Below are 25383 nucleotides of genomic sequence, written 5' to 3'. Positions count from 1 at the left end.
TTTTACGTCCACTCATACTACAAATATATTTAATATATCTTATAACGGCACGACACTATATATCTATAAATACCGATTAATGCATATTAGTTATACTTATTAAGTTGTATTAAAAACTTTAAATAGAGTATAATATATGAGATGATAAAAACATGCCTATGGAGGAGTAATATGAAACAGTGTATGGATTCAGAAAATCTGCATCGTCGATTGCGTAAAATCTTAGGTCAAGTGCAAGCTATTGATCGAATGATTGAAGAAGACATTCCCTGCGAAGATGTGTTGAGCCAAATTAATGCAGCTAAATCTGCACTACATAAAGTAGGACAAGTAATTCTTGAAGGACATATCAACCACTGCGTACGAGATGGTATCGAACATGGTGACGTAGAAAAAACCATTAGCGACTTTACAAAAGCTGTAGAACGCTTTGCAAATATGGGTAAATAAAAAAGGACTCTACAAATGAATTGCACCCAAAAATTAGACATAATTTTGGGAGGTGCAGTTCAAAATGTAGGGTCCTTTTTATTACCCCAATATTAATCGTGGTTAGTTGTTAAGAATTCGCTCAATGCAGCGAGTACATCATCTTCGTCAGCACCGTCAGCAGTCAATGTAACGGATGTACCTTTTGTAGCACCCAAAGTCAATACAGTTAAGATAGACTTAGCATCCGCTGTTTTGCCATTGGCAGCAATAGTCACTTTAGAAGCAAACTTAGCAGCCAATTGTGTGAAGGCTGTAGCAGGACGAGCATGTAAACCAGATTCGTTAGTAATTTCTACTGTTAATTCTTTCATGATAACCTCTTTCTATCTCGATAGGCAGAGCCTATCTCATACGTTCTAATAGATATATTGTATCAATATCAAGTATTTCAATTCAAGTATATTACATCTTATTTGCTATATAATGATTCTATTTAAGGCAAAACTGGATTATAGTAAACCTTTTTCAGCTAATACAGATTTAGCGTATTCTGTAATTTCTTCTGCTGTGTCCATAGTAAGTGCTTTATTTGCCACCTCTTCACATTCTGCTTTGGAAACAGAACGCAAGATATTTTTAATAAGAGGAATCGAAGAAGCAGTCATGGAGAATTCGTCGAGGCCAAGACCTAATAGAATCATGGTCGCCACAGGATCACTAGCAAGCTCACCACACATGCCTGTAAATTTACCTTGTTCATGACTAGCATCAATGACGTGCTTAATAAGACGTAACACACCTGGATGCAATGGTTGATACAAGCTACCAATTGCTTCGTTCATACGGTCTACTGCCAATGTGTATTGGCAAAGATCATTCGTACCGATACTAAAGAAGTCTACATATTTAGCAAGAATTGGAGATATAACAGCTGCCGCTGGTACTTCGATCATGATGCCAACCTTGATATCCTTGTTGAAATCCTTACCCTCAGCCTCCAGTTCCTCCTTACATTCACTAAGCATAGCATTCGCTTGCTTCACTTCCTCAACGGAAGCAATCATAGGATACATGATGTGAATATCACCAAACGCACTAGCTCGTAATAAGGCACGCAATTGTACCTTAAAGATGTCTGGACGATTTAAGGATATACGAATAGCGCGATATCCTAGGAATGGATTCATTTCACTTGGTAAATCAAGGCATTTCAATTCCTTGTCTCCACCGATGTCCATGGTACGGATAATAACAGGCTGCCCCTTCATATCTTGGGCTACCTTTTTATACTCTTCGAATTGTATTTCTTCTGCAGGCAATTCGTCATTTTCCATGTAAAGGAATTCTGTACGATACAAACCAATACCTTGTGCGCCCATAGTGAGCGCATGTTTAGCATCCTTCGCCTTACCAATGTTGCCGAATAGTTCTACATGATGACCATCAATGGTAGTAGCTTCAAGATTAGCGGATTCGCGCAACCGTTTTAACTCTTCTTGGAACGCCAACGCTTGATTTGTATACTCCGTCCAATCCGCATCAGATGGATTGATTTCCACGATACCATCCGTACCAAGAACGACTGCCTTATCGCCATCTGCAAAGCTTTCAATATCACCAACGCCCATAACTGCAGGAATCTCTAAGGTGCGAGCCATAATAGCCGCATGAGATGTAGGGCCACCTGCTGCCGTAACGATACCTTTTACTACCGCTTTATCAAGGGATGCCGTATCAGATGGTGCCAAATCATGAGCCACCAAGATAACCTCGCCAGAAATATGTGATAAACCGCGAGGGTTCATGCCTAACATATTACGCATCAAACGATCACCGATATCCTTAATATCTGCGCCTCGTTCACGCATATAGGCGTCTTCCATGCCGAGAAAGATATTGGCAAAGGTTTCAATTGTTTGAGCCGTAGCCGCTACCACATTCATATGGCTAGACTCAACAAGGGATTTAATTCCGTCAGATAAGGATGGGTCTTGAGCAATTTGCATATGCGCTTCAAAAATAGCCGCCTCTTCTGGCCCCATTTCATCCAACGCTTTTTTACGAATAGTATCCAATTGTTTTAAGGTAGATGCCATAGCAGTTGCAAACTTGCCAATTTCTTCTTCTACCTTGTCTTCCGTTACATTGTAATCAGGAATGACAATTTCCTCTTGAATATATCTATATACATTGCCTACTGCAACGCCACGAGATCCAGAAATCCCTTGAATTCGCATATGTGTTCCTCTTTCTATTACGATTAACTACATTACTCTTTATTTTATCATTTCTCTGTTAAACAATAAAGTAATCCAAATACCTATACTCCCTTAAATAACCGTCCCATATGGGGCATTTTTTGTTTTACTATAACTCTCAATAAACGTTGTAAGCTTTCCTTATTTTCCCTTTATTTTGCTATAAATTTATACGATTCCATGCCATGCTTAGGACCTATTTATGATATAATATTATAATATAGAATATATAATAATAAACATATGAGACTTTCATGGGCTTCATGGTGAAAGTCTTACTTATTGATAGGAGACTTTATGAAATTAACGAAAATGCATGGTCTCGGCAATGACTTCATCCTCTTTGCCGACCCACAAGGGACGTCTAAAGACTACACAGACCTCGCCATCCGCCTTTGCGATCGTCGCACGGGTATTGGTGCTGATGGTCTTGCTATCCTAGTTCCTTCCGAAACCTGTGATGTGCGCATGCGCATCATCAACTCCGATGGTAGTGAAGCAGAAATGTGCGGTAATGCCATCCGTTGCTTTGCCAAATACGCTTATGAACACGGTGAAACAACGAAGGAGACTTTCACCATTGAAACCTTAGCTGGCGTAATGAAGCCTACATTGACTATCGAAAACGGTATAGTCACACAAGTTACTGTAGACATGGGCAAACCATTTTTTAAGGCCCAAGACATTCCTATGAATGTAAACATGGATAAGGTTATCGACGTAGACCTCAATGTAAACGGTGAAACCGTAACAGTGAGTTCTGTATTGCTCGGTGTGCCTCATACGGAGGTATTCATCGACGACATTACAAAAGCCCCTGTTACAACACAAGGCCCTATCCTTGAAAAGCACGATGCCTTCCCTGCCAACACCAATGTAAACTACATTGAAGTGGTAAACGACAAACACATCAAGGTGCGCACATGGGAACGCGGCGCTGGCGCTACTTTAGCTTGTGGAACAGGATCTTGTGCCTCTGCCGCTATGTCCTTTGAAAAGGGCTTAACAGGCCGCGAAGTAGATGTGGAACTCTATTTAGGAACATTGCATATTTCATACTTGGAGGATGGCACGGTGCTCATGACAGGCCCGGCTGAGGAAGTCTTCGAAACAGAACTTCCTATCGATTAAAATGAAGTGGTTACAACTTATATTAAATGCGTTCCTAAGGTACCAACAGGGTCGCACACTCATACCACGGAATATAGAGCCCCTTTTGGGACTACTTGCATCCATTCTCGTCATCCTCATAGCCGTAGCCAATAGCATCGCTATTGGTTATGCCTTGATTGTCGTATGGAGCATCATGGACTACGTGTTCTACCGCAAAGGATATGCCCTAAAAGAATTATTAAACCTATCTTGGACAGGTGCGAAAACATCCATCATAGTGATGCAAATCTTCCTTCTCATCGGTTGGCTCATCGCCATGTGGCAAGCAGCAGGCGTTATTCCTATGATTATCGCCACAGGTATCGATTTAATTGATCCATCCATCTTTATCGTCTGTGCCTTTTTAATAACAGCCATAGTGAGTATGCTGTTAGGTACTGCACTGGGCACTGTAGGAACGATAGGCATCGTACTCATCACGATGGCAAGAGCTGGAAGTATTCCAGAAAATATCGTAGTTGGTGCCATTATTGCAGGTGCTTACTTTGGTGATCGAAACGGTCCACTATCCTCTAGTGCATCTCTTGTAGCGGCCTTGACCCATACAAAGGTATCGACGAATATTCCCATTATGTTTAAAGATGGTATTCCAGCACTCATCATCTCTACAGTGTTGTATCTATTACTATCTCAGTGGTACCCACTCAATTACGAAAATAGTTTACTATCCGATACAATTCACTTTATTTTCAATATCGATTGGACATTATGGATTCCAGTCATCATCGTCATTGGTCTATTGCCTTTGAAAGTATCTATCCGTTGGCCTATCGGACTCAGTGCATTAGCGGCGGCCATTCTAGCCTATACCAATCAGGATGCGAGCCTCTCAGAGTTGGGATGGTATACCTTAACAGGCTTTGAACTACCGCACTATAATCCACTAGCTAATATCATTCATGGCGGCGGTCTGCAAACGATGTTTATCCCTACCCTTTCAATTTTTATGGCTACTGCCATTTCAGGCATGCTCGAAGGGGTTGGCTTCTGGAACGATATACGACAACTGTTAGAGCGAGCTAAAACACGGAGCGATGTATTTGCTGCCAATGTAGGTCTTGCTTTCTTAACAGGTGCGGTTGGATGCAGCCAAGCTATTGCGGTAGTTATGACGCACTCTATTATGCGTATTACCTACGCACAGCAAGGTATTCAAGACGAAGATGTAATGCTAGACTTTGAAAATAGTGGCATTCTCATCGCTCCATTACAACCATGGAATATCGCTGCCTACGTGCCCATTGTCATGATGGGTACAAGTTCAACAGGTTATGTACCATTTGCCTTCTTCCTATATCTAGTACCACTCATCTATTGGTTACGATTACGGAAGCAAGATCAACCAATCATACGCTAATTAGTATTATCTCAAAAGGGGAAATTGTATGATTTATACCATTACCTTTAATCCAGCTCTCGATTATATCGTGCGCCTTGATCACCTCAAGACGGGTACTATTAATCGCACCATCCAAGAATACGTTCTCGGTGGCGGCAAAGGTATCAACGTATCTATCGTGCTCAATAATCTTGGCATGGATACGACAGCACTCGGCTTCATCGCAGGGTTTACAGGCGAAGAAATCGTAACACAACTCAAGAACTTCGGCGTAAAAGAAGATTTCATCCGACTTCGCGAAGGATTAACCCGCATCAATGTTAAGGTAAAGGCCTCTGATGAGGAAACAGAGATTAACGGCCGCGGCCCAATCATCGGTGCCGACGAATTAGAAGCGCTATACAAACAGCTTGATGCATTGACCGAAAAGGATACCTTAATCCTTGCTGGCAGCATTCCTTCTAGTCTACCAAGCGATATGTACGAAATCATTATGGAGCGCTTACAACATAAAAATATTCGCATCGTAGTCGATGCGACAAAAGATCTGCTCACAAAAGTCTTACCTTATAAACCATTTTTAATTAAGCCAAATAATCACGAGCTTAGCGAAATCTTTGGTCGCACTCTCGCTACAAAGGATGATCTTGTAGAAGCTGCCAAAGCATTGCAAGAGAAAGGTGCACAACACGTACTCATCTCTATGGCTGGTGATGGAGCTATCTTGGTGTCTGCTGACGGCACTGTATATACAAGTCCTGCCCCTAAAGGAACTCTCGTGAATTCCGTGGGTGCTGGCGACTCCATGGTAGCTGGCTTTATTACGGGCTATGAAAAAACGGGTGACTTACAAGAGGCGCTCTACTGGGGCATCTCCAGTGGATCTGCCTCTGCCTACTCTGAAAACCTCGCAACCCTTGAAGAAGTAGAAACACTACTTTCACAAGTACGAGTTAAATAATTTTATATTTTATTTGCATCAAGGAGTACACATATGCAAATCACTGATTTATTAAAACCGCAATCTATCCTGTTGAATGCAGATCCTGTCACAAAGGCTGACGCCATTTACACCTTAGGTGAATTGATGGACAAAGGCGGCCACTTGACAGACAAGGCAGAATATTTAAAAGCAGTGTTCGCTCGTGAAGAGTCTGGTTCTACAGGCCTTGGCGACGGTATTGCCACACCGCATGCTAAATCTGCAGGCGTAAAAGAAGCAGGCCTAGCCGCTATGGTCGTGCCTAACGGTGTAGATTTTGAAGCGCTTGATGGTCAACCTTCCCGCCTATTCTTCATGATTGCAGCTCCAGAAGGTGCGGCTGACACTCACGTAGAGGTATTGAGCCATTTAGCAACGATGGTGATTGACCCTGATTTCAAAGAAGCTCTTATCGCAGCTCCAACTGTAGAACGTTTCTTGGAACTCGTAACAGCTAAAGAGCAAGGCAACTTTGATCCATCTGTAGAAGGGTTTATCAAAACAGCAGAGGATCAAAAAGCAACCGGTATTACTGGCGCTATCGAAGCGAAGGCTACAGAAGCAATTGAAAAGGTGGCACCTAAGATTTCTGTAGATAACCCGTATTATGATGTACTAGCTGTTACAGGCTGTCCTACTGGCATCGCACATACCTACATGGCTGCAGAATCTTTAGAACGCAAAGCTAAAGAAATGGGCATCTCCTTAAAAGCAGAAAAGAACGGTGCTTCTGGCGTTAAAGATGCTCTTACAGCAGAAGAAATTGCACATGCTAAATGCATTATCGTAGCTTCCGATCGCCAAGTAGAAATGGCACGTTTTGACGGTAAACCTATGATTCAAACTAAGGTAGCTAATGGCATTAATAAAGCGGAAGAATTATTGCGTGAAGCTATGGCTGGTACAGCACCTGTATACCACGCTTCTCCATCTGACAAAAATGCCGCAGTAGCAGCATTCGATGCGGCAGATAACTTCGGTCGCCAAATCTACAAACATTTGATGAACGGCGTATCTCACATGTTGCCATTCGTTATCGGTGGCGGTATCTTAATTGCCCTCGCCTTCTTATTCGATGTATTCAATCCTGCGAATCCTAAAAACTTTGGTTCCGGTACACCTCTTGCGGCTTTCTTAATGCAAATCGGTGGCGCTTCCTTCGGCTTCATGTTACCCGTATTAGCCGGTTACATCGCTATGAGTATTGCGGACCGTCCAGGTCTTGTAGCTGGTTTCGTTGGTGGCTTATTAGCTAACCAAGGTGGCTCTGGTTTCCTAGGCGCATTGATTGCCGGTTTCGCAGCAGGTTATTTAGTATTATTAGTTAAGAAATTAGTATCTGGTTTGCCTCAAGCCTTAGAAGGTACAAAACCGGTTCTCTTCTATCCTGTACTTGGCGTATTATTCATCGGTATCGCTATTACCTTTATCATCAATCCTCCTGTATCCGCACTTAACCACTGGTTAATGGACTCTTTGCAATCCATGGGCACTACTAGTCGCGTATTGTTAGGTCTTATCTTTGGTGCTATGATGTCCGTTGATATGGGCGGCCCTGTAAACAAGGCGGCTTATGTTATCGGTACTGGTGCTCTTGCAACTGGCGAATACGGTATCATGGCTGCTGTAATGGCAGGCGGTATGGTTCCTCCATTGGCAATCGCTCTTTGTACTACATTCTTCCCTAGCCGCTTCACAGAGGCTGAACGCAAATCTGGCATCACTAACTACATCATGGGCCTTTCCTTCATCACAGAAGGTGCCATCCCATTTGCAGCAGCCGATCCAGTTCGCGTATTGCCAGCCTGCATCATCGGTGCTGGTACAGCCGGTGCGTTATCTATGTTCTTCGAATGCACACTACGCGCTCCACACGGCGGCATTTTTGTAGTACCAACAATTGGTAATCCACTACTATACCTTGCGTCCATCGCAATCGGTTCCGTCGTGGCTTGCTTCATCTTAGCACTTGTAAAACCAAGCTTAAAAAATAGTATCACTAAATAGACCATTAAAATTAATCTTCAATTATAACTTATATATGATTGATTGATGGCTGATGATTGTTGATTGTTTATGATGAGTTTCGACGATTAGCGGTTAGTAACTAATAGTTAACATTTAGCGACTAATTGATTAATGACTCTTATCGATGGTGAAAGCTGGTGTCACACCAGTAGATATAGTAAAAGGACTAGAATATACGTATTCTGAACTGCCCTAAAATTGGACACAGTTTTGGAACAACAGTTCAGAAGTATACGTGATCTAGTCCTTTTCTTATATTCAAAAATAATTAATATTATTTTATAATTCATGATCAAAACTACTTTCAAAAGTGGAAGCAAATCCTCAAAATTGTACAATTACATTGATTTATGTTAAACTATATAAATATTAATTAACTTTAAACTTTAAAATTATAAATTATTATTAGAAATCTAGTTCGGAGAGCTAATTCATGAAATCATCCAAAAATTGTAAGGTTACTGCTGCATTTCTTGCCGCAGCTGCGCTGGGTGGTGTTGCCCATGCAGAGCCTATACTTAACATGAATGATTTAGTAGGTACGAGTACCAGTGCTGAATCAACGACACAGAGTCCTACAAGTGTAGTAACTCCAGTCGTGAAACCAATGGCAACTCAGCCAGTCTTACCAACTACACCACAACCGGCTACCATTGTACAACAACAAACACCACCGATGGCACAACCTCAACCATCCTACGTGATGCAACCAGCAACGGTTAGCCCTGTACAAACTCAACAAGTTACACCATTGCAAGCAGTACCGCAACAAGTAGTACCAATGCAATCTCAACAACAGGTTCAAACTCAACCTCAGTATGTTGTCAATAAAGATACAAAGACTGTCATGGAGCCTACATTAGCAATGCACAGTTTGATAAATGTACAACGAAAAACTGAACCTGTTACTATAGAGAAACCAGTGGATGGTAAGCAACAAGTACAAACTACACAAGTACAGCGTACACCTGTTATTATTCAACAAGAATCCATAGCTCCATTAACTGTATCAAATACTACAGTAACAAAAGCCGTGGTGGCAAAACAGAGACTTACAATTCGAGATATTCAACGAGCTGAGCGTGAGCGTCTAGCTCAACTAGCCGCTGAAGAAGCATCCCAACAAGAAAATTTATCACAAGCTGATCAACAACAACTTGCTCAAAAACAAGCTGAAGCACAACGCCAAGCGTCACTACAAGCACAACAACAAGCAGAAGCCCAACAGCAAGCAGCTTTGCGGTCAGAACAAGAACGTGTGGTGGCTCAACAAGCAGAGGCTCAACGCCAAGCTACTTTACGTGCTGAACAGGAACGCATTGCGGCTCAACAAGCTGAGCAAGCCCGTATTGCAGAAGAACGCCGTCAAGCGGCAGAGCAAGAACGCATTCGTATCCAAGAGGAACAACGCCGTATTGCTGCGCAACAGGCGGAACAAGAACGTATTGCAGCTCAACAAGCCGAGGCTCAACGTCAAGCGGCTTTACGTGCTGAGCAAGAACGTATTGCGGCCCAACAAGCCGAAGCGCAACGTCAAGCCGCTATTAAAGCAGAACAAGAACGTATCGCCGCTCAGCAAGCTGAAGCGCAACGCCAAGCGGCTATTAAAGCTGAACAAGAGCGTATTGCCGCTCAACAAGCTGAGGCTCAACGCCAAGCGGCTATTAGAGCGGAGCAAGAACGTATTGCCGCTCAACAGGCTGAAACTCAACGCCAAGCAGCTATTAAAGCGGAACAAGAGCGAATAGCCGCTCAACAAGCTGAAGCTCAACGTCAAGCGGCTATTAGAGCGGAACAAGAACGTGTGGTAGCTCAACAAGCCGAGGCTCAACGCCAAGCTGCTATTAAAGCAGAACAAGAACGTATCGCTGCTCAACAAGCCGAAGCTCAACGCCAAGCGGCTCTAAAAGCTGAACGTGAGCGTATCCTCGCTCAACAGGCTGAAGCCGCCGCTAAAGCTGAAGCTGAACGTCAAGCGGCTATTAAAGCAGAACAAGAACGTATAGCGGCTCAACAAGCTGAAGCTCAACGCCAAGCGGCTTTAAAAGCTGAACGTGAGCGTATCCTCGCTCAACAGGCTGAAGAAGAACGCTTAGCGGCTGAAGAAGCAGCTCGCCAACGTGCTGAAGCTGCCGCTAAAGCTGAAGCAGAACGGCAAGCAGCTATTAAAGCAGAACAAGAACGTATTGCGGCTCAACAAGCTGAGGCTCAACGGCAAGCCGCTTTAAAAGCTGAACAAGAGCGTATCGCGGCCGAGAAAGCTAAAGCTGAACGCGAAGCTGCTATAAAAGCGGAACAAGAACGTATTGCTGCTAAACAAGCGGAACTTGCAAGACAAGCTGCGATCCAAGAAGAACAAGAACGTTTAGCTACTGAACAACTAGCAAAAGAAGAAGCGGCAGCTGCAGCAAAAGCTCAGGCTGAAGCCGAGGCAAAAGCTAAAGCAGAAGCGGACGCTGTTGCTAAAGCGCAAGCTGAAGCTGAGGCAAAAGCTAAAGCAGAAGCAGATGCTGCTGCTAAAGCTCAGGCTGAAGCCGAGGCTAAGGCTAAGGCTAAAGCTCAATCTGAAGCCGAAGCAAAAGCTAAATCTGAGGCAGAGACTAAACAGGTTCAAGAAAGTAAATTACCACAATCTTATGTAAATGCTCGTAATGAAGCTTCCACAAAAGGCTCTCCTGTTACAGAAGAGAAAAATATTCTCTCCCAACCAATTGAACCCCCATTGCAAGCTGATGCGTCTGCAAAGATTAGTCTTGCTTTCGACGCGAAAAATTATGAATCCATGTCTACCACAGTAGATAATAAGGAAATTAAATATCGCGCCTTCGAGTATATCCCTTACGTGGCTAATCCAATCGACATAGATCAGCAATACATGAACATTTATGTACCAGAGGAATATTTCAACAACGGCACAATCAATGGTTACAATACCCAAACAGCCCCTATCTTCATGCCAAATGCAGTAGGTGGTTACATGCCGAGCCAGGCTATGACGCCTAAGATGGAAAATGGAAAACCTAACAGTGTTCTTTATGCATTATCCCGTGGTTATGTAGTAGCTTCCCCATCTACTCGTGGTCGTACCAATAAAGCTTCCGATGGCAACTTTATCGGTAAGGCCCCTGCAGTAATCGTTGACTTACAAGCGGCTACAGCTTACTTACACGCTAACGATTCCGCTATGCCAGGTAATGCAAACCGCATTATCACAAATGGTACAAGTGCAGGCGGTGGTGTATCCTTATTACAAGGTGCAACTGGTAACAGCTCCGACTTCCAACCATATTTACAAGCATTAGGTGCAGCTACAGCGGCAACTAATGTATACGCAGCATCCGCATATGCCCCTATCACTAACCTTGATGCGGCAGATATGGCTTACGAATGGAGCTATAACGGTATCACATCTTTTAACAAAGTAACTATGGGCCAAGGCGAATTACCACAAGCTAATGTAGGTGGTAACTCTGCTCCACCACAACGTACGATGCAACGTGTAAACTTGAATACAGACGATTTATCATACTCTAAAATGCTCAGCGAACACTTCCCTGATTACGTAAATAACTTACAATTACGTGACTCTCTAGGTCGTATACTAAAACTCGACAAGAATGGTAACGGGACTTTCAAAAACTATGTAAAAGAGTTTATCGTTGCTGCCGCTAATAAAGCAGCAGCTCAAGGTACTGATTTATCCAAGCATACATACCTTGTACGAGATAATAAAACAGGGGCCATCAAAGACATTAACTGGGAAGCATATAACCACTTTGTAAGTCGCTCAAAAGCGCCTGGTGCCTTTGACTCTCGTGCTAATGATACAGGTGAAAACAATCTATTTGGTACAAGTACTACAGATAATAATCACTTTACCATTACTGCTGCATTACACGATTCAACAGCTAACCAAGATGTATACGTAGAAAATGCTAAGATCGTTACTATGATGAACCCAATGAACTATCTTGGTTCTCCTGCTGCGACAAATGCACGATTCTATCGTATTCGTTATGGCACAGCCGACAGTAATACATCTGTTGCAATTCCTTTAATCGTAGGTACACGTGCTCAAAACCTTGGGTACAGAGTAGATATGGCAACACCATTTAATGTAGATCACTCTGGTGACTACGATTTAGAAGAATTATTCAACTGGATGGATAATATCGTTAAAAACGGTAGATAATCACAATTAAATACATACTAAAATACTAAAGGAGCTACCTAGTAGTTCCTTTTTCATATACAATTATAAATTTTCTTGTGTATTCAATTATAAATGTTATTGTGAAAGTCCCTCTCCGACTATGAATAATCTGCACCATTATTTAATCAGTACATCACCCTATTATAATAATAAAAGAATTCAATCAAAAAAGGATGCCCCCTGTAAAATACAGGGGGCATCTATGTGTTTGAGCCAGGTAAAAGCAATTATTATGCTTTCACCATGATAGGCGATTAAACTTCAGGGAACAATGCTGTAGATAAGTAGCGTTCGCCTGTATCAGGGAGAATTACTACAATATTTTTGCCTTTATTTTCAGGGCGTTTTGCCAATTCTTGAGCCGCCCAAAGCGCAGCACCAGAGGAAATACCTACCAATACGCCTTCTGTGTGACCAAAAGCTTGAGATGTAGCAAAAGCATCCTCGTTAGAAACTTGGATTACTTCATCGTAAATGTTAGTATCCAATGTATCTGGAATGAAGCCAGCACCTAAACCTTGGATTTTATGAGGGCCTGGTTTACCATTAGACAATACAGGAGAATCTGCTGGTTCTACGGCAACCACATGTACATCAGGGTTTTGTTCTTTCAAGTAGCGACCTGCACCTGTCAACGTACCGCCTGTACCAACACCAGATACGTAGATATCTACGGTACCATCAGTATCTTGCCAGATTTCAGGACCAGTTGTTCTGTAGTGAATTGCAGGATTAGCTTGATTTACGAACTGACCTGCTTCAATAGCACCGGATGTAGCCGTTACGATTTCCTTAGCTTTAGCAATAGCGCCTTTCATACCAAGAGAACCGTCAGTCAATACGAGCTGAGCACCATAACCAAGCATTAATTTACGGCGTTCAATGGACATTGTTTCAGGCATTACGATTACAACTTTATAGCCAAGCGCAGCACCTACAGCAGACAAGCCAATACCAGTATTACCAGATGTAGCTTCTACGATTGTGCCGCCTGGTTGTAATTCACCAGATTCAACTGCAGCTTGAATGATTGCTGCTGCGATACGGTCTTTTACGGAACCGCCTGGGTTGAAGTATTCCAATTTTGCGAAAATATTAGCGTTTGCACCATATTTTTTACCAAAACGTGTAGCAGCTAATAATGGTGTTTTACCGATTAATTCAACAAAAGATTTTGCAATTTTAGACATAGTGGTCACTCCTTATTAAATAGAACCATCCCAATTATCATATTTTGTATCAAGTTTTGCGTAAGTCCCATCAATTACATCTTGTAGGGTTACGTTTTCTAAATAATCATGAATATAGTTTTGTAAGCCTGCCCAGAAACCAACGGTGCGTTCGTTGATTACTGTATCAGTACTCACCCCTTCATCAAGGGTAGATATGATAGCCATCGATTCCTCAGTAGCAAGCAATATTTCAATAATTGTGTACTCCTTAGGGCTTTTAGACAATCGATATCCGCCGTATTTACCGCGGATACTATCCACTAGGTTAGCAGCGCCTAAACGAGCTACGATACCTTCTAGGTATTTTTCAGATATGCCTTGTCGTTCTGCCACAGATCGCAAGGAAACTGGTTTATCTTGCCCTTGCTCTACCAAATCGATGAGAACCATCAATGCATAACGACCTTTTGTGGAAATCCTCATATATCTTGCCTTTCTTTGTAAACGTTAGTGTTAAACACACCCATATTAAAAAGTGCTTATATTATATTTATAAAGCTATTTATAAAACCTTTCACATTAATAGGAATTAATTTCATTATAGACCACTCACTATAAAAATGCAAGAACTTATTTCCTACTTTTATAAAGGGATATCTACTCATCCTATATTTATTGAGTTTATCCTATATTTTAACTTAATAACTTGCCTCGTAGAAAGCTCAAGTTATTATACTTTTGTTAACTCGCAACACAACGAAGTAAGAATAATCTTATAACACAAAAGGACCAGCCCGAAGGCCAGTCCTTTTGCGTATAGTTTGTAGTTTGTTATATGAGGTTTACCATGATGAATTGGAGAGGGTTCATCTGGTATTGGGACTTACCGTATCGTCAGGAAAACGATGCGCGCCCGTGTTTATGTCATTTGAGGAGTTGTCTAGATTACTCTAGCATTTAAGTATAAGTTTCTTAATTAGATTTTACCTACAAGATCAAGACCTGGTTTCAAAGTATCTTTACCTGGTTTCCAACGTGCAGGGCACACTTGATCGCCATGTTTAGCTACAAATTGAGCAGCTTGTACTTTGCGAACTAATTCTTCAGCGGAACGGCCGATACCCATATCATGAATTTCTGCTGTACGCACGAAGCCTTCTGGATCTACTACGAATGTACCACGGTAAGCCATAGCAGATTCTTCTTGGAATACATCGAAGAAATCAGCTAATTCATGTTTTTTGTCAGCCAACATGTAGTACTCGATTTTATTAATGCTTGGAGAAGCATCAGACCATGCTTTGTGAACGAATTCGGAGTCACAAGATACGGAGTAAACTTCGCAACCCAATTCTTTCAACTCTGCATAAGAGTTTTGTACGTCTTCCAACTCAGTAGGGCATACGAATGTGAAGTCTGCTGGATAGAATACGAATACAGACCATTTACCCAACACGTCTGCAGTGCTAACTTTTACCAATTCAGGTTTTTTGAAAGCATCAAGTGTAAATTCAGGAAGTTGTTTACCAATAATAGACATGTTATGTCCTCCTTATTTGAGTTCCATATGTAACGAATATATTTATATTGGTGTACTTAACACCGCATCTATATCTATCTTTGTCTATATAATAACAAATATCATTCAATATTGCAAGCATTATTTTTAAATTTATCGATATATTTTTCCAACTTTTTTCGATGTAAGCAAAAAAAAGAAGAAAGATGCTCATTTCTGAGCATCTTTCTTCTTTTTACATACTACAACAGACTTACTGTTCACAGTAGCGTGATCAAAAGCTATTAAACCCGCTATATTAGCAAGCCCTCTCCGTGCTATGTGACCAGTTATAGATTGTTCTTTTCCCGATTTACCATATACAAACTGCTCTAGTTTGAGTGCAGCTAATATAAATAAACCTATAATAGATAAAATAGATTCCATCGCTTTAATCTATTTTTTTAGTTCTAAGATTGCATCTACGAAACCACGGAATAATGGGTGTGCATTATTTGGGCGAGATTTAAGTTCTGGATGTGCTTGTGTACCAATAAAGAATGGATGATTTTTTACTTCAATACTTTCAACAAGACGGCCATCTGGAGATGTACCGGAAATTACAAGGCCTGCATCAGTCAATTGTTGACGGTATTCATTGTTGAACTCATAGCGATGACGATGACGTTCATAAATCAAATCTTCCCCATAAGCTTCGTGAGTTTTCGTACCGGCTTCCACTTTGCATGGATAGATACCTAGGCGCATTGTACCGCCTTTTTTATCTACATCAACTTGATCACTCATCAAGTCAATTACTTTGTACTTAGCATTTTCATCGAATTCGCTAGAGGTTGCTCCTTCCATGCCACATACGTTACGAGCAAATTCCATTACTGCAGATTGCATGCCAAGGCATAGGCCAAGATATGGAATATTGTTTTCACGAGCGTATTGGATTGTGCGAATTTTACCTTCTACACCACGGGAACCAAAGCCACCAGGCACGATGATACCTTCAACACCTTCAAATACCTCTTTAGGATCTACAGAAGTATCATCAAGTTCTTCAGAGTCAATCCAACGAATATTCACTTTAGTACCTGTAGCAATACCAGCATGATCTAGAGCTTCAACTACGGATAAATACGCATCATGCAACGCTACATATTTACCAACGATAGCAACTGTAATATCTTTATTAGGATTCAAGATCTTATGAACCATTTCTTTCCATGCAGTCATATCACATGGACGATCTTCAAGACCTAACTTTTTGATAACAATATCATCAAGACCTTGATCTTGCATCATCAATGGCACTTCATAGATAGAGCTACAAGTTTGATTTTCAATAACTGCTTCAGGTTCTACGTCGCAGAACAAAGCAAGTTTTTCTTTCATATCATCAGAGATATGTTTCTCACTACGACATACCAAAATATCTGGTTGAATACCAATGCTACGCAATTCTTTTACACTATGTTGTGTAGGTTTTGTTTTCAACTCGCCTGCGGCATTGATGTAAGGCACTAACGTAACGTGAATGTAAAGTACATCGTTACGGCCTACTTCTTTTTTCACCTGGCGAATAGCTTCCATAAATGGCAAGCTTTCAATATCACCTACAGTACCGCCGATTTCAGTGATAACTACATCAGCATTATCCTCTTTACCTACACGGTAAACATTTTGTTTAATTTCATTTGTAATATGTGGAATTACTTGTACAGTGCTACCTAGGTAATCACCTTTGCGTTCTTTATTGATTACAGACCAATATACTTTACCAGCTGTAATATTAGAACGTTTGCTAAGGTTAATATCGATAAAGCGTTCATAATGCCCCAAATCAAGGTCCGTTTCGGCGCCGTCATCTGTTACGAATACTTCACCATGTTGGTAAGGGCTCATCGTACCAGGATCGATATTAATGTATGGATCAAATTTTTGAATCGTTACATTGAAACCGCGGTTTTTTAGTAAGCGACCCAAAGATGCTGCTGTAATCCCCTTTCCAAGAGAAGAAACAACGCCGCCAGTTACGAAAATATACTTAGTTGCCATGATGCCTCCCACCTATTACATTTTTTCCGGAGCGGAAATACCTAAAATACCCAAGCCTTGACGAAGAACGAGGGCAATCGCTGTGATTAATCCAAGACGAGCTTGTTGCAACGCTGGATCTACGCCAATGATACGACCTTGACGGTAGAATGAATGGAACATGCTTGCCAAATCGTATAAGTACCGAGCAATACGATGAGGTGCACGATGTTCAGCAGCTTGAACGACCTCTTCCGGATATTCAGCTAATTTCTTAATTAATTCTAATTCCATTTCACTTGTAAGTGTTGTGAAATCAGTTTCACTATAATCGCCAAATGCGATGCCAGCTTCACGCACTTGGTTGTAAATGCTGTGAATACGAGCATGAGCATATTGGATATAATACACCGGGTTGTCATTACTGCGAGATTTTGCCAAGTTAATATCGAAATCAAGTTGGCTGTCTAAGGAACGCATCAAGAAGAAATAGCGAGACGCATCTACGCCAACCTCTTCAATCAATTCATCTAATGTAACGCTATCACCACTACGTTTAGACAATTTAACAAGTTGTCCGTCACGGAACAATGCTACCATTTGTAATAACAATACTGTTAATTTATCAGGGTCATAACCAAATGCCGCCATAGCCGCTTTTACACGACATACATAGCCATGATGGTCAGCGCCCCAAATATCAATCATTTCTTTAAAGCCACGATCAAATTTATTGCGATGATACGCAATATCTGCCGCCAAATATGTAGGAACCCCATTATCACGAATAACTACGCGGTCTTTATCATCACCATAATCAGTAGATTTTAACCATAAAGCACCGTTTTTTTCATAAACTTTGCCAAGGGCCTTTAATGCCTCTACGGAATGATGAATCTCATCCGTTTCATGAACTGTACGTTCAGAGAACCAATTATCAAAAGTAACGCGGAAGTTTCTTAATGTTTCCTCTAAGCGAGCTAATTTTTCTTTTAAGCCCTCTTCCTTAAACAAGGCTACACGATCTGCTTCGTTCATAGCATTTAATTTATCAAAGCCTTCGCGTTCTGCAATCGCTTTCGCTGTTTCAATAATATCTGGGCCACGATAGCCATTTTCAGGGAACACTAAAGCCCCTTCTGGAATATCGAACTCAGGCATAGAACCGTCTTCATTGCGTTTAGGTGGGAATACTAATGTAGCACCTTGTAACTCTTGGAAACGGTACTCAATGGAAATAGCCATGTTGTCGATTTGATTACCTGCATCATTGATATAGTACTCGGATTGTACATTATAACCCGCTGCACGTAACAAGTTTACAAGAGCACTACCGTACGCAGCACCGCGACCATGACCAACATGCAATGGACCTGTTGGGTTTGCACTTACGTACTCTACTTGAATTGTATCGCGCGCACGCAATGGTTGAACACCATACTCAGTACCAGCATTCAAAATGGCTTTTAACGTATCGTACACCATATCAGATTTCAAAAAGAAATTAATAAAACCTGCGCCGGCAACCTCAGCACGTTCAAGCCAATCAAAATTCATATGACTAATCAAAGCTTCAGCAATGGCTCGAGGATTTTGACGAGCTACACGAGCGGATTGCATAGCGATGTTTGTAGAAAAATCACCGAATTCCTTTTGAGGTGGCACTTCGAGAACGATTTCTGGATATTCCCCAGCCGGCAAATCACCGCTGTTAATCGTATCTTGTAATGCCTGTTCAATCCCCGATTTCAGGATTTCCTTCATGTCCATGCTCTATATCCTCCCGCACGTCTATATCTAACTGATTATAAAATTGCCATTCACCTTCAACGGAAATATCATATCCTAAATGAACATGACCTACGCCATCATGAAAGTCTACTGTTAATTCATGAGTATTTACAGCCATATGTAAATCACCATATGGTGTTTCATATACGGCTTCACGTTCTTCACCACGGACGTATTGATGACGCATATTGACAGCCCCTGTTCGGAGCAACACGATAGAATCATCATGAATTTTAATGGTCGTCTTAACCCCATCCAATCCAGTCACACTAGATTCTTCATAACGCACATATTGAGCATTACCTTTTTCATGTGACGTACCTGGGGAAATCAGTTCCACTACGGTATCCTTGCCATCCATATCTCGTTGTACACTCTTTACGGACACTAGAACCCGCTTCATTTTCAACCTCCGTGGTAGTAATTAATCATCATATTATACCATAATCAAGGACTATTTTGCACCCTTAATGAGTCTCAATTTCTTAGTCTTCGTCATCCGTTTAATAGCATATTCCCTGCGTTGTGCTTCTTGTTTTTGGTGAAAGCTTTCAGCATATACCAAGGTCACAGGACGACGTCCTCGCGTATATTTTGCACCGCCTGGGATATGTCCATTGTGAGCATCTATTCGACGTTTGAGATCTGTAGTCCATCCACAATACAAAGAATCATCAGAGCAACGCACTAAGTAAATATAGTGCATTTCTTTTGATTCATCGCCTTGAACACTAGCGTCGTTCAAGATTGTATCACAATCTACAATTATACCTTGTACCTCTTGTGTAGATGCGCATTCACCAGAAAGAGACTCTTGAGAAGTACTTTTCTTATTTGCCATTTTTCGCATCATCAGTAATCGGCTCCAATGTAATGGTATTGATGATTACTGGTTCTACTGGCTTATCATTGCGACCGGTTTTAACCTTGCCGATTTTTTCAACTACATCCATGCCTTGTACTACAGTACCAAAGATGGTGTGTTTATTATCTAACCAATCCGTAGGTCCCAAGGTAATAAAAAATTGAGATCCTCCTGTATTAGGACCACGGTTAGCCATGGCTAGAACGCCCATTTTATTGAAATGTAAATCATTGGAGAATTCATCAGGAATTGTATAGCCCGGTCCACCGGCACCTGTGCCATCAGGATCTCCACCTTGAATCATAAAGCCTTCGATAACGCGGTGAAATGTTACACCATTGTAGAAGCCTTTTTTCACGAGATAATCAAAATTTTTGACCGTAATCGGCGCTTTAGACCCTAACAAACGAACCTTAAATTGACCATAGTTTGTATCAAAAATAGCATATTCATCTGCAATTGGCGCATTCGTAAAATTAGGCATCGCCACAGTTTCTGCTTTCACAGTATTACCTTGTGGTTGCTCCCCAGTTTTGGTACTACATGCTGTTGTACTAAGTACTGTAATCCCCAACATTGCGCATAAAGCCAAGCGTTTCCAGTTCATATGTCCCCCAAAATACTAATATTATATTTAACTAAATGTAGATTTAAAATTTACATAGAAAAACCGCTCAACCCATGAGCGGCTCTTTTTTAGTATATCATATTATGGCACTATTGAGATTAAAAATATAAAAAAATAATATAACAACAAAAAACAGAGCTTCAAAGGAGCTCTGTTTTTGTAGGCCTCAACTAATCACTTAGTTAATTCGATTATTTAGAGTCAAATTGGTCTGGAGTTGTATTATTATAAGACTCAATATAATTATTGAAATTCTCAATCATGTCGTTAAGATTGTTTTCATTTGCATCAGTAAGTACTTGACGTACAGAACCAACTACAGAGTTATAAGAGTTAACAAGCACTTCTCCACGATCATTATTTATGCTCTTAAGCAATGTTTGAATTTCATTAAGTTCTTTTTCTACAGCTTGTTTGTCTGCATTTTTAGGAGCTTTTTCTACATTTTCTACAAGAGTAGTCAAGCGAAGCGTAGATTCCATTGCTGCTGCATAGCCTTTTTTACCGTCTTTTTTCAATTTTTCGATTTGTTTCTTAGTTTGTTCAGTGTTAGCTTTGTTAAGAGCATCATTGAACTTCGCATAAGCTGCATCAAATTTTTCTACTTGTGCTACGTATTTAGCTGCTAGTTCTTTACCTTTAGCACCACCATCGTTCATGTAGGCTTTAGAGTCATCATAAGCTTTCAAATCTTTGAATGTTGGTACTAATTCATTAAGAATATTTAATACATTATCGCGTTCTGTGTCAACTTCTTTAAATGTAGAACCTTCTTTTTTAGATTTTTCCAAAGCATCTTTTAAAGTATCATAGTGAGGTTGACGACCAATAGCACCTTCTTGGAAACCACCCTTTAGTTTAGCCAAACTATCTGCATAGTTTTGACCCCAAGTTGCATTATCACCATTGAAGCGATTTGTTGCATCAATAAGTGTATTAAGCTTAGCAGCTGCTTTCTCATCGCTACCGCCATCAACTACGGAGGATACTACGGAGCCAATGCCACCCGCTTTATCACTGCCACAACCAGAAACAAATAAACCTGCTGTCAATGCCGCTACACAAAGTAAAGTTGAAAATAATCTGCGTTTATTGTTCATATCTTCTCTTCTCCTTTTAACACATGAATATTGAACTAAGCGCATTATACTAACTATACTACACCAATTCTGTAGCCACAGCTACAAAAATAAATCTTCATATAAACTTCACCTGGCTTAGGGGCATTAGCGATAATTAATCAATCCATTTAAAATGCTTACACGCATTATAAATGCCATCTTTATCACAGTCTGTAGTAATATAATCAGCCTTTGCCTTTAATTCAGGGCGCGCATTACCCATAGCAATATTTAGCCACTCAGGCCTAAACATAGACAAATCATTATACCCATCACCAAATACAACAGCTTGATTTGGCTTCATTCCAAAGTGTTCAAGCATATTACGAATACCCAACGCCTTTTCCATAGGCTCATATAGAACACAGCCATCACCATAACGAATGAGCTTATGTGTCATATGCTCGATATCCTTCTCCTCTTCCTCTCCTTCCTTGAAAAACACATAAATCTTATAAAATTCTTCAACACTATGAAAGTCAAAATTAGGGTCTACAGTTGTTTTAAATACATCCCAATTTGGATGCCACTCTAAAATTTCCTTATACGGCGTAATACGACCGAGTTTATTACGGTCAGTTACGGCCCAAGGAATATTATGTGATTCTAAATACTCTAAATATTTAATACATGCATCACGATCCATACCTATCATGGATACCAATTCATTATTAACAGTGATACTGTGACCACCATCTGCTACGAAATCAGTAAGGCCTGCTTGCTCTGCGAAACGCTTAGCATCCACTTGAATACGACCAGTTGCTAAGGCTACACGGTGACCACGACGCTTTAACTCATCTAAACTGTATTGAGCACTTTCAGGGATTTTACCTTCAGGCCATACAGCTAAGGTATTATCGATATCGAAAAAGAAAAACTTCTGCTCCACAGGCCCTCCTAATCACGTCCACTCATCAGCTTAAACCGCTCTTTTTGTTTTACATCTGGATATTTTTCATGGTCCACATCACTCAAAAACATATCTAGTGGTCGTACATATAAGTCACGTTGATCATATAATTTTTGATATACCACGAACTGTTCACTCGTTTCCGAATGAGTTGCAACATCTAACACGTAATAGTACATGCCTTTAAAATGACGATATAAGCCACCCTTTACAATTTCTTGCATTTATAACCTCATCACATAACATACACAAATAGTTACAAACCATATTAATCAAGAGATTCCATATATTGAATAGCCTTAGTCAACATATCTGCTGTAATTTTATATGGAGATACATCAATATCATGAACAGATGTAGCCTTTTCAACAATTTGAGGAATATGCGATGCAGTAAGATCTAATTGTGAAAGTTTAGTAGGCCAACCTAATTCGCGATATACTGGCAACCACCGTTGTAATTCATCCATTTGTTGGTCAACGGTTAACAAAATAAGTAAGCCATAAGCTACTATTTCACCATGCAAATGATTTTCTTCTGTTTCTTTATTAGTAACACAGCCATAACATACAGCATGAGCCATGTTGCTATTATATGCCATAGGAACACAACCTGATACAACACCGGTAGTAAAGATAACAGTCATAGCAATGGTATCAAAGGCATCACTACGTTTATTAGCTTGACTATCTTTATAGGCTTGTATACCATGTGCTAAAATTGGTTCACTACACATAGAAGCTAGAGTAAGGCCTAACTGAGTATTATAGTCTTGCTCGCGATTGCGAGCAGAAAGATGAGTTTCATAGTGTTTTGCAATAGTATCTCCCATTCCTGCCCACAAGTAACGGCTTGGTGCTTCTACGAGAATATCAGCATCAATAAAGCAGTGCACAGGAGGATGATTTACAAAAGCTACGTCATCAAAAGTATGATCTGCCGTGTATACAGCTGCCACTTCTGACGTTGCCGCACAAGTAGACGCAATGGTTGGAATTGTAAAGAATGGTTTATCATCTAACTCTATAGCTACTACTTTTACTGTATCCATGGCCTTACCACCACCTACAGCAAAAAGAAAGTCTGCAGCTTTCACAGATTCCATACGGGCAAGTTCCTTACCTCGAGCAAAGGTACATTCACCGCCAAAGTGAATCACGTCCAACACCTTAATATCCGCCTTATCAAGTACGGGTTGGAGATGTGGTAACGCCTTAGATAATGCTGTTTCACCACCAATAATGGCCACAGAACTGCCGTATAATTTTGTAAATTGTGGAATGGCGTCAAATACATCGTGACCGCCAAAACTATAACTTGGTAAACAATGAGTACTACGCATAAAATTTCCTTCCTTCTTTTATCATTTATATCCTTATTTATCCTTATTATAGAAACTTCTACACACAAAATCAATTTTATATGACAACAATCAAAACATAAAAAGGCTCTATACTCTCACAAAATGAAAGCATAGAGCCTTTATCTTTATTACTTATTATCGGAAGCAAGACCTTTATGGATAAGGCCTACAACGAAGCCTAATACCGCAAAGCTCACCCAGCCCATACCAGCACTTTGGAATGGAATATATTGAGCAAAAAGCTGTTCCAAAACTGTAGGTGCAATACCTGCAGTTTCCAGACCAGTCATGAGGGCGGAGATCATTGTGAAAGCCATAGTCCATGCATATACGCAACGACGGCCACCAAACACATTATGAAGAAGCGCCAACAAAATAATTACGATAGTCAACGGATACAAGAGCATCAACACAGGGATTGCTGCACTGATGATTGTTTTCAAGCCAAACATACTAAGGCCAAAGGCCGCTAGAGAGAAAATTACTACATATAATTTGTAGCTAATCTTTGGTGTCAGCTTGTGGAAATACGTACCGCAAGAAGTGATAAGGCCGATACTTGTAGACAAGCAAGCTAACAAAACGATGATAGCCAAGATGACTTGACCAAATTCACCAAACAAATAGTTAGCACTTACTGACAATACAGGAGCACCTGTTTCGAATAAGCCAAAGCGTTCAACACTTGTAGCACCGATGTTAGCAATAAATACGTAAACAATACCAAGAAGGCCTACCGCAATAGCACCTACTTCCATTACTGTTTTTGTAATCACAGCACGAGAGGTAGCACCACTAAGGCGTACAAAATCGATCACAAGAATAGCAAAAACTACGGAAGCCAAGGCATCCATCGTATTGTAGCCATCTAAGAAACCTTGCAACACAGCTGTTGGTGCATCACTATATGCTGGTTGTGGTACCGCATAATTACCAAGCGGAGTAATAAAGGATTTAACAATTAACAACAGAATTACAAGTAGTAAAGCTGGTGTCAAAATATTACCGATACGGTTAACAAGCTTTTGCGGACTAATGGATAGCCACAAAGAAATACCAAAGAATAAAGCCAAGAAAATTGGTTCCATATTCATGCTTAAACCTTCAGCAAAAGGTTTAATAGCGATTTCATAAGCTACAGTACCAGTACGCGGCGTCGCAAACATTGGACCAATACTCAAGTATAAAGAAATTGTGTACAACAAGCCATAAATCGGATGAACACGACTTGCAAGTTCTTCAACATCTTTACAGGAAGAGTAACCCATCGCTGCAACACCTAAGAGTGGAAGGCCTACACCAGTTAATACGAAGCCGAGCAAAGCCCAACCTACATTATCACCAGCTTGTTGACCTAAGGCCGCTGGGAAAATCAAATTTCCTGCCCCAAAGAATAGAGCAAATAACATCATACCTATAGCCAAATAGGCACGGGTCGACAGATTGTCGTTACCATTCATAAATGTAACCCCCTTTAGGTCAATAAAATAATATTACCATTATAATCTAAAGGAGCTAAGGTATACAAGAAAAATATCCTCACTATTCTATATCCGTATAA

22 protein-coding genes are annotated in these 25383 nt (G+C 40.7%); 6 read left to right on the top strand and 16 right to left on the bottom strand.

Annotated features, from left to right (window positions below):
• The first annotated feature begins 171 nt into the window (after nucleotides 1-171).
• Nucleotides 172-450, top strand: coding sequence for a metal-sensing transcriptional repressor (locus tag E7K77_RS07775; protein WP_004697521.1), 279 nt, complete (start codon nucleotides 172-174; stop codon nucleotides 448-450).
• A gap of 92 nt (nucleotides 451-542) precedes the next feature.
• Here the strand turns inward: E7K77_RS07775 and E7K77_RS07770 are convergent, their stop codons facing one another.
• Together E7K77_RS07770 and ptsP are read right to left on the bottom strand one after the other, a co-directional pair.
• Nucleotides 543-803: an HPr family phosphocarrier protein gene (locus E7K77_RS07770; RefSeq protein ID WP_215675767.1), complete on the bottom strand. Its 261-nt coding sequence runs from the start codon at nucleotides 801-803 to the stop codon at nucleotides 543-545.
• Nucleotides 804-941: 138 nt separating this feature from the next.
• Nucleotides 942-2669 carry a phosphoenolpyruvate--protein phosphotransferase gene (ptsP, locus tag E7K77_RS07765; RefSeq protein WP_155085940.1) on the bottom strand — a complete coding sequence of 576 codons (1728 nt, stop codon included), beginning with the start codon at nucleotides 2667-2669 and terminating at the stop codon, nucleotides 942-944.
• 318 nt (nucleotides 2670-2987) lie between these two features.
• Between ptsP and dapF the strand changes: the two genes are divergently transcribed.
• The 5 genes from dapF to E7K77_RS07740 all read left to right on the top strand — a co-directional run bounded on the left by dapF (nucleotide 2988) and on the right by E7K77_RS07740 (nucleotide 12404).
• Nucleotides 2988-3821, top strand: coding sequence for a diaminopimelate epimerase (dapF, locus tag E7K77_RS07760; RefSeq protein WP_004695030.1), 834 nt, complete (start codon nucleotides 2988-2990; stop codon nucleotides 3819-3821).
• Between the two features lies 1 nt (nucleotide 3822).
• A complete protein-coding gene (locus tag E7K77_RS07755; protein WP_325306118.1) occupies nucleotides 3823-5220 on the top strand; it encodes a Na+/H+ antiporter NhaC family protein in 1398 nt (465 codons plus the stop codon).
• A gap of 28 nt (nucleotides 5221-5248) precedes the next feature.
• Complete coding sequence (gene pfkB / locus E7K77_RS07750; protein WP_325306120.1) at nucleotides 5249-6163, top strand: 1-phosphofructokinase; 915 nt, start codon at nucleotides 5249-5251, stop codon at nucleotides 6161-6163.
• Between the two features lie 33 nt (nucleotides 6164-6196).
• Entirely contained in the window at nucleotides 6197-8191 is a 1995-nt protein-coding gene (locus E7K77_RS07745; protein ID WP_325306121.1) for a PTS fructose transporter subunit IIABC, read from the top strand.
• Nucleotides 8192-8645: 454 nt separating this feature from the next.
• Nucleotides 8646-12404, top strand: coding sequence for a subtype B tannase (locus E7K77_RS07740; RefSeq protein ID WP_325306122.1), 3759 nt, complete (start codon nucleotides 8646-8648; stop codon nucleotides 12402-12404).
• 275 nt (nucleotides 12405-12679) lie between these two features.
• Here E7K77_RS07740 and cysK read toward each other — a convergent pair whose 3' ends face one another.
• The 14 genes from cysK to brnQ all read right to left on the bottom strand — a co-directional run bounded on the left by cysK (nucleotide 12680) and on the right by brnQ (nucleotide 25282).
• Nucleotides 12680-13615, bottom strand: a complete 936-nt coding sequence (gene cysK, locus E7K77_RS07735; RefSeq protein WP_024061368.1) for a cysteine synthase A — start codon at nucleotides 13613-13615, stop codon at nucleotides 12680-12682.
• A gap of 15 nt (nucleotides 13616-13630) precedes the next feature.
• Nucleotides 13631-14080, bottom strand: coding sequence for an RrF2 family transcriptional regulator (locus E7K77_RS07730; protein WP_008602390.1), 450 nt, complete (start codon nucleotides 14078-14080; stop codon nucleotides 13631-13633).
• Nucleotides 14081-14573: 493 nt separating this feature from the next.
• Nucleotides 14574-15137, bottom strand: coding sequence for an alkyl hydroperoxide reductase subunit C (ahpC, locus tag E7K77_RS07725; RefSeq protein ID WP_004695016.1), 564 nt, complete (start codon nucleotides 15135-15137; stop codon nucleotides 14574-14576).
• Between the two features lie 189 nt (nucleotides 15138-15326).
• Nucleotides 15327-15542, bottom strand: a complete 216-nt coding sequence (locus E7K77_RS07720; RefSeq protein WP_008602389.1) for a hypothetical protein — start codon at nucleotides 15540-15542, stop codon at nucleotides 15327-15329.
• 9 nt (nucleotides 15543-15551) lie between these two features.
• Complete coding sequence (locus E7K77_RS07715; protein WP_004695015.1) at nucleotides 15552-17162, bottom strand: CTP synthase; 1611 nt, start codon at nucleotides 17160-17162, stop codon at nucleotides 15552-15554.
• Nucleotides 17163-17177: 15 nt separating this feature from the next.
• Complete coding sequence (gene argS, locus E7K77_RS07710; RefSeq protein WP_004698104.1) at nucleotides 17178-18911, bottom strand: arginine--tRNA ligase; 1734 nt, start codon at nucleotides 18909-18911, stop codon at nucleotides 17178-17180.
• Complete coding sequence (locus E7K77_RS07705; RefSeq protein WP_004695011.1) at nucleotides 18877-19335, bottom strand: DUF1934 domain-containing protein; 459 nt, start codon at nucleotides 19333-19335, stop codon at nucleotides 18877-18879. The genes argS and E7K77_RS07705 overlap by 35 nt, the downstream gene beginning before the upstream one ends.
• A gap of 51 nt (nucleotides 19336-19386) precedes the next feature.
• Complete coding sequence (locus E7K77_RS07700) at nucleotides 19387-19638, bottom strand: GIY-YIG nuclease family protein (protein WP_012864827.1); 252 nt, start codon at nucleotides 19636-19638, stop codon at nucleotides 19387-19389.
• Nucleotides 19639-19762: 124 nt separating this feature from the next.
• The gene (locus E7K77_RS07695; protein ID WP_008602382.1) at nucleotides 19763-20404 is read right to left on the bottom strand and encodes a peptidylprolyl isomerase; all 642 of its coding nucleotides are present in this window, start codon (nucleotides 20402-20404) and stop codon (nucleotides 19763-19765) included.
• Nucleotides 20405-20616: 212 nt separating this feature from the next.
• Nucleotides 20617-21525: a DUF3829 domain-containing protein gene (locus E7K77_RS07690; protein ID WP_101928489.1), complete on the bottom strand. Its 909-nt coding sequence runs from the start codon at nucleotides 21523-21525 to the stop codon at nucleotides 20617-20619.
• Nucleotides 21526-21661: 136 nt separating this feature from the next.
• Nucleotides 21662-22438 (bottom strand): HAD family hydrolase, encoded by a 777-nt coding sequence (locus E7K77_RS07685; RefSeq protein ID WP_004695003.1) that lies wholly within the window; start codon nucleotides 22436-22438, stop codon nucleotides 21662-21664.
• A gap of 8 nt (nucleotides 22439-22446) precedes the next feature.
• Nucleotides 22447-22683, bottom strand: a complete 237-nt coding sequence (locus E7K77_RS07680; protein WP_004698254.1) for a DUF1653 domain-containing protein — start codon at nucleotides 22681-22683, stop codon at nucleotides 22447-22449.
• A 44-nt stretch (nucleotides 22684-22727) separates the two neighbouring features.
• Nucleotides 22728-23801, bottom strand: coding sequence for an iron-containing alcohol dehydrogenase family protein (locus tag E7K77_RS07675; RefSeq protein WP_325306123.1), 1074 nt, complete (start codon nucleotides 23799-23801; stop codon nucleotides 22728-22730).
• A 149-nt stretch (nucleotides 23802-23950) separates the two neighbouring features.
• On the bottom strand, nucleotides 23951-25282 hold the full coding sequence (gene brnQ / locus E7K77_RS07670; RefSeq protein WP_325306124.1) for a branched-chain amino acid transport system II carrier protein: 1332 nt from the start codon (nucleotides 25280-25282) through the stop codon (nucleotides 23951-23953).
• Nucleotides 25283-25383 lie beyond the last annotated feature (101 nt).

Source organism: Veillonella parvula (assembly GCF_032577575.1).
GTDB lineage: Bacteria > Bacillota > Negativicutes > Veillonellales > Veillonellaceae > Veillonella.
This window is presented reverse-complemented; position numbering and strand designations above follow the sequence as displayed.

Excerpts from the sequence above, each read along its gene's own strand:
- dapF (WP_004695030.1), top strand. The coding sequence starts at position 2,988 with ATGAAATTAACGAAAATGCATGGTCTCGGCAATGACTTCATCCTCTTT.
- brnQ (WP_325306124.1), bottom strand. The coding sequence starts at position 25,282 with ATGAATGGTAACGACAATCTGTCGACCCGTGCCTATTTGGCTATAGGT.
- ahpC (WP_004695016.1), bottom strand. The coding sequence starts at position 15,137 with ATGTCTATTATTGGTAAACAACTTCCTGAATTTACACTTGATGCTTTC.
- E7K77_RS07695 (WP_008602382.1), bottom strand. The coding sequence starts at position 20,404 with ATGAACTGGAAACGCTTGGCTTTATGCGCAATGTTGGGGATTACAGTA.
- cysK (WP_024061368.1), bottom strand. The coding sequence starts at position 13,615 with ATGTCTAAAATTGCAAAATCTTTTGTTGAATTAATCGGTAAAACACCA.
- E7K77_RS07740 (WP_325306122.1), top strand. The coding sequence starts at position 8,646 with ATGAAATCATCCAAAAATTGTAAGGTTACTGCTGCATTTCTTGCCGCA.
- E7K77_RS07690 (WP_101928489.1), bottom strand. The coding sequence starts at position 21,525 with ATGAACAATAAACGCAGATTATTTTCAACTTTACTTTGTGTAGCGGCA.
- E7K77_RS07770 (WP_215675767.1), bottom strand. The coding sequence starts at position 803 with ATGAAAGAATTAACAGTAGAAATTACTAACGAATCTGGTTTACATGCT.
- pfkB (WP_325306120.1), top strand. The coding sequence starts at position 5,249 with ATGATTTATACCATTACCTTTAATCCAGCTCTCGATTATATCGTGCGC.
- E7K77_RS07680 (WP_004698254.1), bottom strand. The coding sequence starts at position 22,683 with ATGCAAGAAATTGTAAAGGGTGGCTTATATCGTCATTTTAAAGGCATG.
- E7K77_RS07675 (WP_325306123.1), bottom strand. The coding sequence starts at position 23,801 with ATGCGTAGTACTCATTGTTTACCAAGTTATAGTTTTGGCGGTCACGAT.
- E7K77_RS07755 (WP_325306118.1), top strand. The coding sequence starts at position 3,823 with ATGAAGTGGTTACAACTTATATTAAATGCGTTCCTAAGGTACCAACAG.
- E7K77_RS07705 (WP_004695011.1), bottom strand. The coding sequence starts at position 19,335 with ATGAAGCGGGTTCTAGTGTCCGTAAAGAGTGTACAACGAGATATGGAT.
- E7K77_RS07730 (WP_008602390.1), bottom strand. The coding sequence starts at position 14,080 with ATGAGGATTTCCACAAAAGGTCGTTATGCATTGATGGTTCTCATCGAT.
- E7K77_RS07720 (WP_008602389.1), bottom strand. The coding sequence starts at position 15,542 with ATGGAATCTATTTTATCTATTATAGGTTTATTTATATTAGCTGCACTC.
- E7K77_RS07775 (WP_004697521.1), top strand. The coding sequence starts at position 172 with ATGAAACAGTGTATGGATTCAGAAAATCTGCATCGTCGATTGCGTAAA.
- ptsP (WP_155085940.1), bottom strand. The coding sequence starts at position 2,669 with ATGCGAATTCAAGGGATTTCTGGATCTCGTGGCGTTGCAGTAGGCAAT.
- E7K77_RS07715 (WP_004695015.1), bottom strand. The coding sequence starts at position 17,162 with ATGGCAACTAAGTATATTTTCGTAACTGGCGGCGTTGTTTCTTCTCTT.
- E7K77_RS07745 (WP_325306121.1), top strand. The coding sequence starts at position 6,197 with ATGCAAATCACTGATTTATTAAAACCGCAATCTATCCTGTTGAATGCA.
- argS (WP_004698104.1), bottom strand. The coding sequence starts at position 18,911 with ATGGACATGAAGGAAATCCTGAAATCGGGGATTGAACAGGCATTACAA.
- E7K77_RS07700 (WP_012864827.1), bottom strand. The coding sequence starts at position 19,638 with ATGCACTATATTTACTTAGTGCGTTGCTCTGATGATTCTTTGTATTGT.